Consider the following 16,432-nt stretch of genomic DNA (forward strand, 5'->3'; position numbering starts at 1 on the left):
ATCTGAAACATACCGACGCGTTAATCATCCTATCCGCGCGCCGAAACCGGCTGCTAGAAACAGCCACGGACAGACCGGTCCGTGCCCTGCGGAGGAGGTGCGGGAGCTAGAGGCACAGGCGCTCCCCCAGACGGGTCGCACCGGACGGTCTTCTCAGCGAAAACATGAAGGGGGGCGAATGTTCCAACTCGACTACTCGGCTCTGCTGCCCTACTGGCAGCAGCTTTGGGACGGGGCGCTGATGACGATCCAGTTGGCGGCGCTCTCGATCGTCACCGGCTTCGTCTTCGGCACCCTCTGCGCGATCGCGCGCCGCAGCAATGTGCGCTGGCTGTCGCGCCTCTGCGCGATCTATGTGGAGAGCATCCGCAACACGCCCTTCCTGATCCAGATCTTCGTGGTCTATTTCGGCCTCGCGAGCCTCGGCCTGTCGCTCTCGGCCTTCACCGTCGCCGCGGCGGCGCTCGCGATCAACGTCGGGGCCTACAGCGCCGAAATCATGCGGGCGGGCTTCGGCTCGATCCCCCAGGGCCAGATCGAGGCGGGCGAGAGCCTCAGCCTGTCGAAGGTCCAGATCTACTGGCACGTCATGCTTCTGCCCGCGATCGAACGGGTCTATCCGGCGCTCACCAGCCAGTTCGTGCTGCTGATGCTCGGCTCCTCCGTGGCTTCGCAGATCTCGGCGGAAGAGGTGACGGCGGTCACGAATTACGTGCAGTCCGCGACCTTCCGCGCCTTCGAATCCTACACGGTGCTCGCCGCGATCTACCTCGCGCTGTCCTTCCTCATGCGCCTCACCTTCTGGCTGCTCGGGCTCGTGATCTTTCCCCGCCGCCGCCGCCTCAGAACTCCGATATGACCAACATGATACTCAGTTCCGCTCACGTCCAGTTTCTCCTCTGGGGCGCCACCTGGACGCTCGCCCTGTCGGCCATCGCCATGGCGGGCGGGGGGCTCATCGGCTTCGTCGTCGCCCTTTCGCGGATCTCGCCGCTGCGGATCGTGCGGGTGCTCGCGCTGCTCTATGTCCAGCTCATCCAGGGCACGCCCCTGCTCGTCCTCATATTCCTGATCTTCTTCGGCCTGCCGGGGCTCGGCTGGGATGTCAGTGCGCTGGGGGCGGCGAGCGCCGCGCTCATCGTCTGGGTCGGCGCCTATCTCGGCGAGATCTGGCGCGGCTGCATCCAGGCGGTGCCGCGCGCCCAGTGGGAGGCGGCCGAATGTCTCGCGCTGACGCGGGCGCAGCGCATGCGCTACGCGATCCTCCCGCAGGCAGTCAAGATCGCGACGCCGCCCACGGTCGGCTTCCTCGTCCAGCTCGTGAAGAACACCTCGCTCGCCTCCGTGGTCGGCTTTGTCGAACTCGCGCGGGCGGGGCAGATCCTCAACAACACCCTGTTCCAGCCCTTCCTGATCTACCTGATCATCGCGGGGCTGTATTTCCTGATGTGCTACCCGCTGTCGGTCCTGAGCAGGCGGCTCGAGACCCGCGTCGGATACTCCAGAAGAAAGATGATGACGGCATGACCCAGCATTCCCCTCACCCCATTGTCTCCGTCCGGGATCTCCGCAAGAGCTTCGGGGCGCTCGAGGTGCTGCGCGGCATCAGCTTCGACGTGCCGCGCGGGACCGTCACCGCCCTTCTCGGGCGCAGCGGCTCGGGCAAGAGCACCGCGCTGCGCTGCATCAACCGGCTCGAGGGCGTCAGCTCGGGCGAGATCTTTGTCTGCGACCGGGCGGTGCATTCCCCGGACCTGAACGTGCGCAAGCTGCGGCTCGACGTCAGCATGGTGTTCCAGAGCTACAACCTCTTTCCGCATCTGACGGTGGAGGAGAACATCTGCCTCGCGCCCGTCGTGGCGCGGAAGATCCCGCGCAGGCAGGCACGGGAACTGGCCGCGGAGGTGCTCGCCCGCGTCGGGCTGAGCGAAAAGATCCACGACTATCCCGAACAGCTCTCCGGCGGCCAGCAGCAGCGGGTGGCGATCGCCCGTTCGCTGGCGATGGAGCCCAAGGTGATCCTGTTCGACGAGGTGACCTCGGCGCTCGATCCCGAGCTGACGGGGGAGGTCCTGCGGGTGATCGAACGGCTCGCGGAGGCGGGCATGACGATGATCATGGTGACCCACGAGATGCGCTTTGCGCGCAACCTCTCCGACCAGATCGTCTTCATGCACCAGGGCGAGGTCTGCGAGGCCGGCCCGGCCTCGATCCTCGACCGGCCGCAGACGCCGCAGCTTCAACAGTTCATCTCAAGCGAACTCTAGACCAGAAAAGGGAGGAGACACATGAAACGCATCGGCAAAGGCGTCACGCGCAGGACCGCGCTCGAACTCGTCGGCGGGGCCGGACTGCTCCTGTCGGCGGGGATCGCCCCCGCGGCCGCGGACCAGCTCGAGGACATCCTGGCGGCGGGCAAGATCCGGATCGGCTCTGACACCGCCAACCCGCCCTTCGGCATGCTCAACGAGTCGATGGAGGCCTACGGGTCCGATATCGAGGTGGCGCAGGCGCTGGCCGCGGATCTCGGCGTCGACCTCGAAACGATCCCCACGGTGAACGCCACGCGGGTGCCCAACCTTCAGACGAACCGGGCGGATGTCATCATCTCCGCCATGTCGATCACCCCCGAGCGGGCGAAGGTCATCGACTTCTCGCGGCCCTATTCGGCCATCGGCTCCGTGGTCGGGGCGCTGAAGGACGCGGAGATCTCGGGGCTCGAGGACATGCGGGGCAAGACCGTCGCCGTGACGCGGGCCGGGGTCTCCGACACGCTGATGACCGGGTCGAGCAAGGATTACGACCTGACCGTCCAGCGCTACGAGGACGACGCGACCCTGATCACCGCGGCGGTGAGCGGCCAGGCGACGCTGGTCTCGACCTCGCGCAACATCCTCAACGAGATCAACCGCCGGAACGAGAATTTCGAGACCAAGTTCGAGGATGCGAGCTATGACATCGGCATGGGGATCCGGAAGGGCGAAACCGCGCTGAAGGACCGGATCGACGCCTGGATCCTGGAAAACATCCAGAACGGCCGTCTGAACGAGATCTACAAGAAATATCACCTTGTCGATCTGCCCGAGCGCATTCGCGAGCAGGCGTGAGCCGGCATCCGGGCCGCGGACCCCGGTGACGGGCGGACAGGACCCCGCAGGACGGGGCGAGCAGAGAGAGGAGACGGCACATGTGGTTTTCACCGCCCCCCGAGGTGAGCGCGAAGGTCTGGACGAGGATGCCCGCCGGGCTGCGGCGGCAGGTGTCGAACGACTGGACGCGGGCGAATTTTCCCGGCGGCAGCGCGGAGTGCTTCCTCGAGGGGCCGTGTTTCGACGAGGCCGGACGGCTCCACCTCGTCAATATCCCCCATGGCGAGGTGATCGCCGTGGAAGCGGACCGCTGGGATCTGGTCGTGGCCTATGACGGCCTGCCGAACGGCATGAAGTTCCTCGGCGGGTCGGAGTTCATGATCGCCGATCACAAGCGCGGCCTCGTGCGGCTGGACGCCGCCGCGGGCAGGGTCGAGGATGTGCTCACGGGGCTCTATTCGGAACCGTTCAAGGGGCTCAACGACCTGACGCTGCACGAGGACGGCTCCATCCTGTTCACCGACCAGGGCCAGACCGGCCTGCACGATCCGACGGGCAGGGTGTTCCGCAGGACACCCGAGGGGCGGATCGACCGGCTGCTCTCCAACGCGCCGAGCCCCAACGGGCTGGTGCTCGACCGCGCCCAGAGGATGCTGTTCGTGGCGATGACGCGATCCTGCGAGATCTGGATGTTCGCGCTGAAGGATGGCGCGGAGATCACCAAGGCCCAGTGCTTCTGCCGCCTTCCGGGCGGGCGGACCGGGCCGGACGGCCTGACGATGGACGGGTTCGACCGGCTCTATATGTGCAGTCCGGGGCATCAATGCGTCTGGGTCGTGGCGCCGGACGGACGTCCCTGCCTGCGCATCCTCGGGCCGGAGGGCGCGGTGATCACCAATTGCGCCTTCGCGCCGGACGGGCGGACGCTGTTCATGACCAGCGCCTTCGGCGACGTCCTGGTCTGCGAGGTGCCGGCGCCGGGCTGAGCGGACCGGGTGGCGCGGCTTTCCCTGCGCGTCGGGCGCCTGCGGGGGCCTCCCGCGCGCCGACCCGTTCGCGTGGGCCGGCGGTTTGCGACGCGGCCGGAACCGGTCCCCAGGGTGTGGGTGCTTGCCTCCGAAACAGGTCGAAACCGTGGGCTCCCTCCGGACCGCCGGGCCGCCGCACCATCCTGTGTCCTTTCGTGTTCCCTCTGCCCCTTGTTTTTCCGCACCCGGCTCTGTACCACGGAGATCCTGTAGAACCCTTCCCGCGGAGGCGTTTGCGTCCCGATGTCAACCTACAATCCCGGCGACATGATCATGTTTGCGAAGGTCGCCGAATGCCGCAGCATCAGCGCCGCGGCCCGCGCGCTCAACCGGCCCAAGGCGTCGGTCAGCCGCTCCGTCAGCCGGCTTGAGGACGCGCTCGGCGTGAGGCTGATCGAGCGGTCCTCCCGCCACCTGTCCCTGACCGAGATCGGGGAGAGGTTCCTCGTCCATTGCCAGCAGGTCGCGCTGGAGATCTCCGAGGCGGAGGCCGCCGTCGAGAGCATGAAGGGCACCGTGTCGGGGGTTCTGCGGGTCGCCGTCCCGCTGGTCTTCGGCCGCTTCGTGCTCGCGCCGATCCTGCCGCGGTTCATGGCGGCGCATCCGGAGCTGCGGGTCAACATCAAGATCACCGACCAGACGATCCACCCGATCGAGGAGGGGTTCGACATGGTGATCCGCGCGAGCCCGCTCGAGGATTCCTCGCTGATCTCGCGGCTGCTGGGCGAATCCTTCTACGCGCCCTATGCCAGTCCCGGCTATCTTGCCCGCCATGCGCCCATCACGCGCCCCGCGGATCTCACCGACCATAACCTGCTCGACTACCTGAACGGCGCGGAAAGCCGGGTGATGGCCTTCGACCGCGAGGGGGAGGTCGAACGGGTGGAGATCCGCGCCCATCTCGATCTCAACGACGCGATCATCCGGCGCGACGCAGCGATCCAGGGGCTCGGCATCGCGATGCTGCCCGATTCAACCTGCCGCGATGCCGTGGCGAAGGGCGAACTCGTGCCGGTGCTTCCCGACTGGACGATGGAGCGCGCGGTCCGGCTCTATGCGCTCTGGCCGAGCCGGCGCAATCTCCTGCCGCGCCTGCGCATCTTCGTCGACTTCCTCGCGACGGAAGTGCCGGTGGAGATGGGCAACATCTCGGAGGAGACCGGAAAGGTCGAATTTCGCGGCATGCCCTAGCCCGGCTGCGGCGCCACCGCGCGGTGCATCAGTTCGATGCTGATCCCGTCGGGGGCGGTGATGAAGGCGACGGAGGTGCTTTCGTCCAGCGCGCAGGGCTGCATGGTGAAATCCACGCCATGGGCCATCAGCCGGGCGCAGAACCCCTCGAAATCGCGGTCGACGCGAAAGGCGAAATGGTCGACGATGCCGTGGGAGCGCCGTTCGGAGAGGTCCATCTCGTTCGGGCGCTGCCCCCGGATCACGATCATCGAGGTGCCGAATTTCACATAGATCTGCGGCGCGCCGAGCATGTGCTTGCTCTCGACGATCTCGCCGCCGAGCGTGTCGCGATACCATCGGGCGGCCAGTTCCGGGTGCCGGCTCACGATATGGACGTGGTCGAAGGATAGGACGGGCATGATGGGGGTGCCTCCGGTCGTGACAGCTTATCGGGCGAGATAGTCGAGGTAATACTGAACGGCCGCCGGATCCGTGGCGGCCTCGATGAAGACCGGGCCATGGGCCGCGCGGGCCTGTGCGAGCGCCTCCGCGAGCGCGTCGGGCGTCGCCACGCGGAAGGCGGGGATGCCGAAGGCCTCCGCGAGCCGGGCGAGGTCGGGGGTGGTCTCCTGCCGCCATCCGAAGGCGCGCAGCGTGGCATCGTCCCAGCCGCGGTTCTTCTCCGCCGCATAGGCGACGTCATGCCAGCCGCCGTTCGAGAGCGCGATGACGACGACGGGCGCGTTCCACATCGCCGCGGCGTAGAGGCTGTTTCCGGTGAACATGAAGCCGCCGTCTCCGACGAGCACGACGACGCGCGTTTCCGGCCGCGCCATCTGCATCCCGATCGCCGCCGGCACACCCCACCCCTGGGCGCTGGCCCGTGCGGAAATGCCGAAATAGCGGTCGGGACAGGCGAACTCCGCCAGTTCGAGCATATAGGCCGTCGCGGTCGTCGAATGATCCACCACGGTCGCTTCGGGAAAGGCGCGTTCGACGGCCCCGATCAGCGCGGGGATCGGGATCGGGCTTTCCGCCGTGGCACCGGCCTTCACCGCGGCAAGGCGGGTGCGATGCTGCGCGAGCTGCGCCTCGACCGTGGCGCGCCAGGCCGGATCCCTGTCCTGCCCGGTGTCCGGCCCGAGGGCGGCGAGGAGCGCGTCGAGCGTCGTCGCCGGATGGCCGATGAGGCCGACGTCCGACCAGATCTGCTTGCCGAGATCGAGCGGGCTCGTCGCGAGGTGAATGACCCGTGCCTCCGGCGGCGGCAGCGTCGGTGCGGCGCTGCCGCCGGTGAATTCCGCGCCGAGCACGAGGATCACATCCGCCGCCGCGACAAGCGGATGTTTCGGGGAAAAGCGGCCGGCGAAGAGCGGATGGCGGTTGGAGATCCCGAGCCGGGCCGTGAACGGCTCCGCGAGCACCGGCGCCTCGAGCCGTTCGGCGAGCCGCGCCACCTGCGCCGCGGCGCCGAGCTGGGTCGGTTCGCCGCCTGCGACGACGAGCGGACGTCGTGCCGAGGCAAGCATCTTTGCCGCCGCGGCGATCCCCTCGGGATCCGCGCCGCCGCGCCCGTAGGAATTGAGCCGGTCCGGCCGCGCCATCGGCACCTGCGCCATGAGGTCATCGTCCAGCGCCTCGGTATAGAGATCCATCGGAAAGGCAAGATGCACCGGCCCCATCGGCGGGGTCGTCGCGATCAGGACCGCGCGCGCGATCGCCTCGGGAATGCGCGCCGCCGCCGGCACTTCCCAGCTCCATTTGGTGAAGTGCCGCGTCGCCTCCGTGATGTCGCCGGGAACCGAGGCATATTGGTCGCGCCGGGCATGGCCGCGGCCGCTCGTCGTGGTCGAAAAGATCATCGGGGTGCGGTCGCCCCAGGCGACCGTCAGCCCCATCATCGCGAGCGCCGTGCCGGAGGCGTGATAGACATTGACGAAGGCCGGGCGCCCGGTGATCCGGCCGTGGCCTTCCGCCATCAGGCCGACGGCGGTCTCGCTCGGTCCGGTGCGGTAGGTCAGCGCATCCCCGTGGCGCATGACGGCATCGGTCAGGGGATGAATCCCGTAGCCCGGCACGTTGAAGACCGTGTCGATGCCGTTGGCGATCAGGGATCGCGTCAGAATTTCAGCCCCGGTCAAGTTCGACACAAATGTCCTCCAAGATCGTGTTGTCCCGCGCATCCTGCCTGCCGGCGAATATGGCCGGGGCCATCCAAGCCTATGCGGCGATCCGGCCCGTCGCCACCGTCCGCGCGCGTATCGCTGCGTCTCGAATCTGGAACGCTCTGCCGGGTTGCGTTGCACGGCGGAACGTGACTCCATCCGCGCAGCCGGAGGGGCGTGCGCAGGGCGCGCCGGGCCGCGCGGCACAGGAGGGGAGGGGGAAGGCATGATCGTCGATCCGCATTTTCATTTCATCGAGGGGGCGCAGGCCTATCTGCTGGACGATCTGCTCGCGGATGTCGCGACCGTGCCGGGGATCACCCATCTGCTGTTCGTCGAATGCAGCTTTCGCTGGCAGGGCGGGCAGGGCAGCCCGTCGCGCCGGGCCATCGCGGAGACCCGTGCCGTCGCCCGGCTTGCCGCGGAGGCGCGCCGCCGGGGCGGGCCGGAGATCGGGACGATCGGCTATGTCGACCTGCGCGATCCGCAGGCGGAGGACCTGCTTCAGGCGCATGCGGATGTCGCGGAGGGAGGGCTGAGGGGGATCCGCAACATCTCGACCTGGCATGCCCGCGAGGCGCTGCGCAACCGGCGGATGGACCCGCCCCGCGGGCTTCTGGCCGATCCGGATTTCGTGGCCGGCGCGCGGCTTCTGGCGCGCCACGGGCTGCCGCTCGACGTCTGGTGCTACAGCGAACAGCTTCCCGAACTCCGCGCGCTGGTCGGGCGGGTGCCCGAGCTGACCGTCGTGCTCAACCACCTCGGCGGGCCGGTGGACATCGGGCAGGGGGCGGGGCTGGGTCTCTGGCGGCGGGAGATGGACCTGCTCGCGCAGGCGCCGGGGCTGCGTGTCAAGCTCGGCGGTATCGGCATGCCCGTGTTCGGCTTCGGGTTCGAAGCCCGCGCGACGCCTGTGGGGGCCGGGGAGATGGCGGAGGCCTGGGGGCCGGCCCTGCGCGAGACCATCGACCGGTTCGGCGCCGGCCGCTGCATGTTCGAGAGCAATTTCCCGGTGGACCGCGCCGTGATCTCCTATGCCGATCTCTGGGAGGCGTTCGGGATCGTGACGGCGGGGCTCGGCGAAGCCGCGCGCGCGCGGCTGTTCGGTGAGACGGCGGCGGCGGTCTATCTCGCCGGGCCCGAGGCGTGAGGTCGGGGACGCGGGGCGGCGGGTCGTTCCAGAACTGGAACCTTTTATATCGAAATTTGGACGTGTTCGCCCCCGGACCGGCCCCCTATGGTGAATGCGGGGCGGCGGAATCGTGGAGGGTCCGCTGCCGGAACGTCCCGCGAGGCGGCGGAGAGGCCGGATCCCGACAGGGCCGCCGCTCTCCGCGCATCGGGGTCGGAGACGGTGCCGGCGCACTGTTCCGGACGGTTCCCAGGCCTGCCGGCACCCCGGCGGGGCGGGCCGTCCTGTCTGTGTTATATCGTACGTACACGTATGAAAAATGACATAAAATGCCTTTCTGAATCACAAAAACAAAATGATTTGGAAAAAATTGGATTGAGATTGGTACGTCTACGTATTAATACTGTCATCAGCGAAGCGCACGGAGTCGCGCACTTCAGCTAAGGAGGAGAAAACATGCCTATCGCTGCCAGCAAGCCCACGGGGACTCTGCCCCGTGTCGTATCACCCCATCTGCTCTGGCTGGGCGGATGCCTTCCGGTCGAATACAGGGGGGAGACCGTCTACGGCCATTTCTCGATCTATCTTGTGATCGGCAGCGAGAAGACGATGCTGATCGACACCGGCCATCCCGGCCACTGGCCGGAGGTGAGCAAGGCGCTCAAGGAGACGCTCGGCGATCGCAAGCTCGACTATATCTTCCCGACGCATTCGGAATTTCCCCATGCCGGCCTGCTGCCGCAGCTCATGGAGCTCTATCCCGACGCGCTCTGCGTCGGCGACATGCGCGACTGGCATCTCTACTATCCCGAACTGACCGACCGGATGCGTCACGCCGAGGTGGGCGACTACGTGGACCTGGGCGACCGCCGCATCTGTTTCGTGCCGGCGGTCTGGCGCGACATCCCGAATACGCTCTGGGCCTTCGAGGACACGGACCGGGTTCTCTTCGTCTCCGACTCCTTTGCCTATCTGCATTACCACCATCCCGGCGAGTCCGACTATTTCACCAGCGAAATTCCCCTGCCCGAGATCGGGATGATCCAGTTCTTCAACGAGCGGGCGCTGCAATGGACGCGGTTCACGGATGTGCAGACCACCTTCGGCGATGCCGACTACCTGCTCGAGACGCTCGATCCCCGGCTCATCGCGCCGGCGCATGGCGGCATCATCGACAATCCCGAGGTTCTCACGCCGCATGTGAAAGAGGGCATGACGGTGGAACAGATCGCCGCCCCGGCCGGCGCCTGATCCGTCCGCTCCGAAGACTTTCCAGCAAGTAGCGAGATTTACCCATGAATGTCACCATGAATGCGGACCTGTCCGCAACCACCGTCCATCCCGTCGTCGAGGGCAGCCTCTATGCCATCGGCGGGTCCATCGACGCCGGCCAGAACCTGAGCTGGTTGCCCAGGGGGCTCGAGGGGCGGATCCCCGTCCAGGGCTACCTTCTGCGCAACGACGACCAGGCGCTGCTGATCGACACCGGCCTCGTCGTCCATGCCGACGCGATCCGCGACGCGCTCGACACGCTGATCGGCAAGCGCGCGCTCGAGGTCACGATGACCCGGCGCGAAATGGACACGATCATGAACCTGCCCTGGATCCTGAAGCGCTATGACGTGAAGAAGGTCCATTTCAGCGGCGACATCAGCCCGATCGACTTCTTCGACGTGCTCGAGGAGGTGGCGGCGGAGGTGCAGGCCCGCACCTTTACCGATGTCGCGCTCAACTGGCTGCGCCCCGGCCTGTCCATCGACTATGCCGGAACGCGCCTCGACGTGGTGCGGCCCTCGGTCCGGGTGCTGGCGACCCAGTGGCTGCACGAGCCGAAGACGCGGACGCTGTTCACCTCGGATTTCCTCGGCTTCCTGCCGACCGATCAGGAGGGGCCCTATTCCATCGGCGCGGAGGTCGCGGAGATCACCGTGGATCAGATCGTCGCCCATTACGGGCGGAAATTCGACTGGCTGCGCGGGATCAATCCCGCCCCCGTCATGGCCGACCTGCGCCGCGTGATGACCGATTTCCCGAGCGACCGGCTCTGCCCCGCCTACGGGCCGACCATCGAGGGGGCGGAGAACGTCCGGCAGATCTGGGACAAGGCGATCGCCGCGGTCGAGGCGATCGGCAACCAGCCGCGCGAGAGCGTGACCGAGGATTTCAAGGGTATCGCAAGCGGTCGGAAGATCGCCTGAGCCACGACGCGGGGCGCCCGCATCGCGCGGATGCCCCGCGGATCGCCGCCGCGGCCGGGACCACGCCTCGCAGAAGGCGCCATACCCCGCCGCGGAGGCCCCACGCACGAACCGACTTCAGGGAGGGTACATTCATGGCACTGGCCGAATGGGAAAATGGGTTTCACTGGCCCAATGGCGAACATATCGCCGTCGTCTTCAACGTTTCCTGGGAAACCTGGCCGAAGACGCTCGGCACCGCCCGGAACAACCAGCGCGCCGGAGAAGTGGTCGCGCCGGATGCGAAATACGGCCGCTGGATGATGCCGATCTACGAACATGCCTATGCCGAAACCGGCGGCGTGCAGCGGCTTCTGGACGTCTGGTCGCGCCATGAGCTGAAGACGAGCTGGTATGTCGACGGGCTGAACGTGGAGCTCTATCCCGAACTGTCGAAACAGGCGATCGCGGACGGCCACGAATTCCTGGTGCAGGGCTGGGACCATTCCTTTCTCTGGGAGCAGACCGTCGCCGAGCAGGAAGACAGCCTGCGCCGCACCTACGAGTGCATGAAATCCGTGCTCGGCTACACGCCCGAGGGATTCAGCGCCTCGGCCGGCTCGATCACGCCCGAGACCTTCGACATCGTCGAGAAACTCGGGATGAGCTATTGCTGCGGGTTCCGCAACTGCGACGTGCCCTTCATCATCAAGCGCAAGTCGGGCGGCTCGCTCGTCGGCATGAACAGCTACGCGATCAGCGATTTCAATTCCTATGGCTTCCAGGATCAGGACATCAACGCGGTGCTGCGGCAATGGCGCGACTTCTTCGATGTTCTCTACGACGAAGGACAGCGCGGCCGTCCGCAGTTCCTCGCCTATGGCACGCACCCGCTGCTGTCGCACGGGTTCCGCACGAAGCCGCTCGAGGAGACCATCGACTACGTGAAGTCGAAGGGGAACGTGTGGATCACCACGCGCGAGGAGATCGCCGCCTACATGCGCGAGACCTTCCCCGATCTCACCCTCGACACCTTCTTCCCGGAGGCCGTGGCGCAGGACAAATGGTACGGCCTGTCCTCCGGCGCCGGCGGCGAAGAGGCCGAGGCCGAGGCGCTCCGCTACCGGATCGAGTGATGCCCGCGCGGCATCCCACAGGACAGCACTTATTTTTGGAGACATGGAAATGGTAACGGTGGCAGAGGCTATCGCGAAGACGATTCACGGCTACGGGACGGAATATTACTTCTGCCTGACAGGGGGCGATCACGATTTCTGGATCGCATTGCAGGACGAGGGGATCAGGATCGTCAATTGCCGAAGCGAGGCCAGCGCCGCCTATATGGCGGACGGCTATGCCCGCGTCGCCGGCCGGCCGGGTTTCGTCTACGGCCAGCGCGGTCCGGGGGCGGCCAATGTCGCCGCCAGCATGCCGGACGCGCTCTGGGCGCATAGTCCGGTCATCGCCCTGACCTCCTCGATCTTCCGGCGCTCGCGCGACCGGTTCGAATATCAGGACGTCGACACCCTGCCGATGTACCAGTCCGTCACCCGGTGGAACCGCGAGCTTCATGTGCCGCAGCGGGCCGCCGAGATGGTCCATGCCGCGGTCAACGCGGCGACGGGCCCGGTGCCGGGCCCTGTCCACCTCGAGGTGCCCGCCGATCTCCTGCCGCAGGACGCGCAGCAGACCCGGATCGGCGGCGCGACCGGCACCGGTGCGCTCAACTCCCTGCGCATCGTGCCGGATCGCGGAAAACTGGCGGAGGCGCTCGCCCTGCTCGGGCAGGCCGAGCGCCCGCTGATCATCGCGGGCAACGGCGTGGTAAGCTCGCGCGCCTTCGAGGCGATGGCCGCCTTCGCCGCGGCAAGCGGCATTCCGGTCGCCACCACCACGGGCGGAAAGGGCGCCATCGACGAGCGCGACCCGCTGTCCGTCGGGGTCATCGGGCGCTATTCGCGCAAGGTCTCCAACGAGATCCTCGCGGATGCCGACGTGGTGCTCGCCATCGGCACCCGGCTCGGCGGGCTCGCCACCGCCGGCTGGACCGTGAAGCTCGACGGCAAGACGCTCCTCCAGATCGACACCAACCCGGAGGTCTTCGGGCGCAACTACGACACCGGGATGAGCATCCTCGCGGACGCGCGCCTGGCGCTCGAGACGCTGACCGAGCTGCGGTCCGCCGACGCCGGGATCCCGCGGCCCGACGCCTGGGCGAAGGCCGTGGCGGAGCGCATCGACGCCTGGCGCGAGGTCGAGCGGGACAACCGCAAACCGCTCGCGGACGGCATGCACCCGGCCGCGGTGATCGCCGCCCTGCGGGAGGTGATGGCGGAGGACGACATCCTCGCCGCCGACACCGGCGCGATCGCGGCCTGGGCGGGCGCGCTCTTTCCCATCGCGGCGGGGCATAATTTCATCCGCTCCGCCGGCTCGCTCGGCTGGGTCGTGCCCGGCGCCATGGGAGCCGCCCTTGCCGCGCCGGAGCGCCGCACCGTCGCGCTGACCGGCGACGGCGGGCTGCTCTATCACATCGGCGATCTGGAAACGGCTGTGCGGATGAACATCCCGGTGGTGATCGTGGTCATGAACAACTGCGCCTTCGGTTCGGAGGACCATCTGTTGAAACACCGCTGGGGCGGGCGGAAGATCCCCGAGATCGTCGATTTCCACGACGTCGATTTCGCCGCCATGGCGCGCTCCTTCGGGGTGCACGGCGCCACGGTCACAGAGGAGGAGGATCTGGTCCCCGCCCTGCGCGCCGCCTATGCCGCCGGTGGCCCGGCGCTCGTCGACATCCGCATCAGCAAGGAGGCCGAGGCGCCGCACGATTTCCCCGGCTCGCCGCGCATCGTCTGATCCGGCCGCAGACCCCGGCGCGGCACAGGCGCCGGGCGTCCCTCCGGCCGCAATTCGTACAGTAGGGAAGAGACATGTTGGATTGCGACTATCTGATCATCGGGGCCGGATCCGCGGGCTGCGTTCTGGCAAACCGTCTCAGCGAGGATCCGGAGGCGAAGGTGATGCTTCTGGAGGCCGGGCCGCGCGACACCAGCCCCTGGATCAAGCTGCCGGCGGGCATGAAGAAGGTGTTCTATGGCAAGAAGTATAACTGGGGCTTCGAATCCGAGCCCGAGCCGAACCTGCACAACCGCCGGATCCCGATGGCTCGCGGCAAGGGGCTCGGCGGGTCGAGTTCGATCAACGGCATGCTCTATGTGCGCGGCGATCCGAGCGATTACGACAACTGGGCGCAGATGGGCAATCGCGGATGGTCCTACGAGGATGTGCTGCCCTATTTCAGGAAGCTCGAAAACTATCGCTACGGCGAGGACCCGGAACGCGGCACCGGCGGACCGCTCGAGATCTCGCGCGTGTCCTTCCGGGAACCGCTGACGCAGGTCTTCCTCGATGCGGCGGTGGCGGAGGGCTATCGCTTCAACCCCGATTACAATTCCGGTGCGCAGGAAGGTTTCGGCCATATCCAGGTCACCCAGAAGGGCGGGCAGCGCTGGTCGGCGGCGCATGGCTATCTCCATCCGGTGCGCAACCGCCCCAATCTCGAGGTGCTGACCGACACGCTGGCGCTGCGGCTCGAGTTCGACGGCGCGCGCTGCGTCGGCGCGCTGTGCGAGAGGGCGGGGCAGGAGGTGAAGATTTCCGCCCGCGCGGAGGTGATCCTCGCGGCGGGTGCGGCACAGAGCCCGCAGCTCCTGGAACTGTCGGGGATCGGCGATCCCGAAGTGCTCTCGGCCGCCGGGATCGACGTGTTCAGGGCGCGTCCGGGCGTGGGTGCCAATTTCCAGGACCATTTCACCCTGAACGTGCCCTTCCGCGTGAAACAGCGCGTCACGATCAACGACAAGGCGCGGGGGCTTCCGCTGATGGCGGAGGCGGTGCGCTATGCGCTGACCCGGCAGGGCGTGCTGTCGGTGCCGATCGCCTTCGCCCTCGGGTTCGTCAAGACGCGGCCGGATCTCGTCGCGCCGGATCTGCAATTCTATTTCTGTCCGCTGACCTTCAGGCCCGGCACCCGCGATCCGGAATCCGAACCGGGGATGCAGATCGGGTTCAGCCTCCAGCGGCCCCGTTCCGCCGGCACGATCCATGTCGCGAGCGGCGATCCGCATGCGCCGCCGCGCATCCGCACGAATTTCCTCGCCGATGCCGAAGACCGGCGCGTCGTGGTCGAAGGGTTCAGGATCGCACGGCGGATCGCCGGAAATCCTCTGTTCGATCCCTATCGCGCGCATGAGATCAATCCCGGCGAGGCGGTGCAGGGCGATGACGAGCTTCTGGATTATGCCCGCCGGACGGGGGTGACGAGCTTCCACATCTCCGGCACCTGCCGGATGGGCGAGGATGCGATGGCGGTGGTCGACGACCAGTTGCGGGTGCACGGCGTCGAGGGGCTTCGTGTGGTCGATGCCTCGATCATGCCGAAGCTCGTTTCCGGCAACACCAACGGGCCGGTGATCATGATCGCGGAAAAGGCCGCGGACATGATCAAGGCGGCGGCGCGGGGCGGGGCGCCGGAGAGGCGCGGGCTGGCCGGCGGCCCCGATACGAAGATTGCAACGGTGTGAGGTCGACAATGGACTATGTGCGCGTGGGAAAATCCGGGCTCGAGGTCTCGCGTCTGGCCTTCGGCTGTCTCTCCATCGGCGTGCCGAGCGAACGGCGCCCCTGGATCGTGCCGGAGGACAGGGCGCGCGAGCTGCTGCGCAGGGCCTGGGATGCGGGGATCAACTTCTTCGACACGTCGAATTCCTATTCCGAGGGCACGAGCGAGATCGTGACCGGCAAGCTGCTGAAGGAACTGGGCCCGCGCGATGAATACGTGCTGGCCTCGAAGCTGTTTTCGCGCGTGCGTCCGGGACCGAACGGCGCGGGGCTCGGCCGAAAGGCGATCTTCGAACAGCTCGACGCGACGCTCAAGCGGCTCGACGTCGACTATCTCGACCTTTACCAGATCCACCGCTGGGACGATTTCACGCCCATCGAGGAGACGCTCGAGGCGCTCAACGACGTGATCCGGGCGGGGAAGGTGCGCTATATCGGTGCCTCTTCCATGGCCGCGTGGCAGTTCGCCAAGGCGCTCTATACCGCCGATCTTCACGGCTGGCCGCGCTTCATCTCCATGCAGAACCAGCTCAGCCTCGTCTACCGCGAGGAAGAGCGCGAGATGTTGCCGCTCTGCGAGGCCGAGGGCGTCGGCGTGCTGCCCTGGTCGGCGCTTGCCGGCGGCAAGCTCGCCCGGCCCTGGGGCGAGGAGACCTTCCGCAGCAGCACCGATGTGCACCGGATCTACGACAGCGACATCGGCAACCAGCGCGCCATCGTCGCGGAGGTCGGACGCATCGCCGCGGCGCGCGGGTGCTCCTATTCGCAGGTCGCGATGGCCTGGGTTCTTCAGTCCCGCGGCGTGACGGCCCCGATCATGGGGGCGACGAAACTCTCGCATGTCGAGGACGCGGTCGCGGCGCTGGAGATCCGTCTCGAGCCCGAGGAGATCGCGGCCCTCGAAGCGCCCTATCAGACGCGTCCGGTGGACACGGTCGGCCCCTCGGCGGAGCGTGCCGATCTCGGGTCCGGGCGCGGCTGAGCCCGAATGGCACCGCGGTCCCGGAGGACTCGGGACGGGGACGAAGTTCCCGCTCAAAGGCAC

General features: G+C 67.3%; 15 protein-coding genes. 13 read left to right on the plus strand and 2 right to left on the minus strand.

Annotated features, from left to right (window positions below; genetic code table 11):
* The first annotated feature begins 178 nt into the window (after window positions 1–178).
* The 6 genes from P73_RS10375 (at window position 179) to P73_RS10400 (ending at window position 5,308) form a co-directional block, all read left to right on the plus strand.
* Entirely contained in the window at window positions 179–859 is a 681-nt protein-coding gene (locus tag P73_RS10375; protein ID WP_043869509.1) for an amino acid ABC transporter permease, read from the plus strand.
* Complete coding sequence (locus tag P73_RS10380) at window positions 856–1,527, plus strand: amino acid ABC transporter permease (RefSeq protein ID WP_043869510.1); 672 nt, start codon at window positions 856–858, stop codon at window positions 1,525–1,527. Before P73_RS10375 ends, P73_RS10380 begins: the two co-directional genes overlap by 4 nt.
* Window positions 1,524–2,267, plus strand: a complete 744-nt coding sequence (locus P73_RS10385; RefSeq protein WP_043869511.1) for an amino acid ABC transporter ATP-binding protein — start codon at window positions 1,524–1,526, stop codon at window positions 2,265–2,267. The genes P73_RS10380 and P73_RS10385 overlap by 4 nt, the downstream gene beginning before the upstream one ends.
* A gap of 21 nt (window positions 2,268–2,288) precedes the next feature.
* On the plus strand, window positions 2,289–3,107 hold the full coding sequence (locus P73_RS10390) for a transporter substrate-binding domain-containing protein (RefSeq protein ID WP_082033185.1): 819 nt from the start codon (window positions 2,289–2,291) through the stop codon (window positions 3,105–3,107).
* An 80-nt stretch (window positions 3,108–3,187) separates the two neighbouring features.
* A complete protein-coding gene (locus P73_RS10395; protein WP_043869512.1) occupies window positions 3,188–4,075 on the plus strand; it encodes an SMP-30/gluconolactonase/LRE family protein in 888 nt (295 codons plus the stop codon).
* 285 nt (window positions 4,076–4,360) lie between these two features.
* Window positions 4,361–5,308 (plus strand): LysR family transcriptional regulator, encoded by a 948-nt coding sequence (locus tag P73_RS10400; RefSeq protein ID WP_052453158.1) that lies wholly within the window; start codon window positions 4,361–4,363, stop codon window positions 5,306–5,308.
* On the opposite strand, the gene P73_RS10405 is transcribed toward P73_RS10400, so the two are convergent.
* Together P73_RS10405 and P73_RS10410 are read right to left on the minus strand one after the other, a co-directional pair.
* Entirely contained in the window at window positions 5,305–5,709 is a 405-nt protein-coding gene (locus P73_RS10405; protein WP_043869513.1) for a VOC family protein, read from the minus strand. The two genes, P73_RS10400 and P73_RS10405, sit on opposite strands and share 4 nt — an antisense overlap.
* A gap of 27 nt (window positions 5,710–5,736) precedes the next feature.
* On the minus strand, window positions 5,737–7,431 hold the full coding sequence (locus P73_RS10410) for a thiamine pyrophosphate-binding protein (protein WP_043869514.1): 1,695 nt from the start codon (window positions 7,429–7,431) through the stop codon (window positions 5,737–5,739).
* 250 nt (window positions 7,432–7,681) lie between these two features.
* On the opposite strand from P73_RS10410, the gene P73_RS10415 reads away from it, so the two are divergent.
* The 7 genes from P73_RS10415 (at window position 7,682) to P73_RS10445 (ending at window position 16,369) form a co-directional block, all read left to right on the plus strand.
* Window positions 7,682–8,605 (plus strand): amidohydrolase family protein, encoded by a 924-nt coding sequence (locus P73_RS10415; RefSeq protein ID WP_052453159.1) that lies wholly within the window; start codon window positions 7,682–7,684, stop codon window positions 8,603–8,605.
* Window positions 8,606–9,043: 438 nt separating this feature from the next.
* Window positions 9,044–9,838, plus strand: coding sequence for an MBL fold metallo-hydrolase (locus tag P73_RS10420; protein ID WP_043869515.1), 795 nt, complete (start codon window positions 9,044–9,046; stop codon window positions 9,836–9,838).
* Between the two features lie 44 nt (window positions 9,839–9,882).
* Window positions 9,883–10,785, plus strand: a complete 903-nt coding sequence (locus P73_RS10425; protein ID WP_043869516.1) for an MBL fold metallo-hydrolase — start codon at window positions 9,883–9,885, stop codon at window positions 10,783–10,785.
* A 134-nt stretch (window positions 10,786–10,919) separates the two neighbouring features.
* Complete coding sequence (locus tag P73_RS10430; protein ID WP_043869517.1) at window positions 10,920–11,900, plus strand: polysaccharide deacetylase family protein; 981 nt, start codon at window positions 10,920–10,922, stop codon at window positions 11,898–11,900.
* A 58-nt stretch (window positions 11,901–11,958) separates the two neighbouring features.
* The gene (locus P73_RS10435; protein ID WP_175474783.1) at window positions 11,959–13,623 is read left to right on the plus strand and encodes a thiamine pyrophosphate-binding protein; all 1,665 of its coding nucleotides are present in this window, start codon (window positions 11,959–11,961) and stop codon (window positions 13,621–13,623) included.
* 74 nt (window positions 13,624–13,697) lie between these two features.
* Complete coding sequence (locus P73_RS10440; protein WP_052453160.1) at window positions 13,698–15,350, plus strand: GMC family oxidoreductase; 1,653 nt, start codon at window positions 13,698–13,700, stop codon at window positions 15,348–15,350.
* Between the two features lie 8 nt (window positions 15,351–15,358).
* Entirely contained in the window at window positions 15,359–16,369 is a 1,011-nt protein-coding gene (locus tag P73_RS10445) for an aldo/keto reductase (protein ID WP_052453161.1), read from the plus strand.
* Window positions 16,370–16,432: the final 63 nt, after the last annotated feature.

Source organism: Celeribacter indicus, from assembly GCF_000819565.1.
Lineage (GTDB): Bacteria > Pseudomonadota > Alphaproteobacteria > Rhodobacterales > Rhodobacteraceae > Celeribacter > Celeribacter indicus.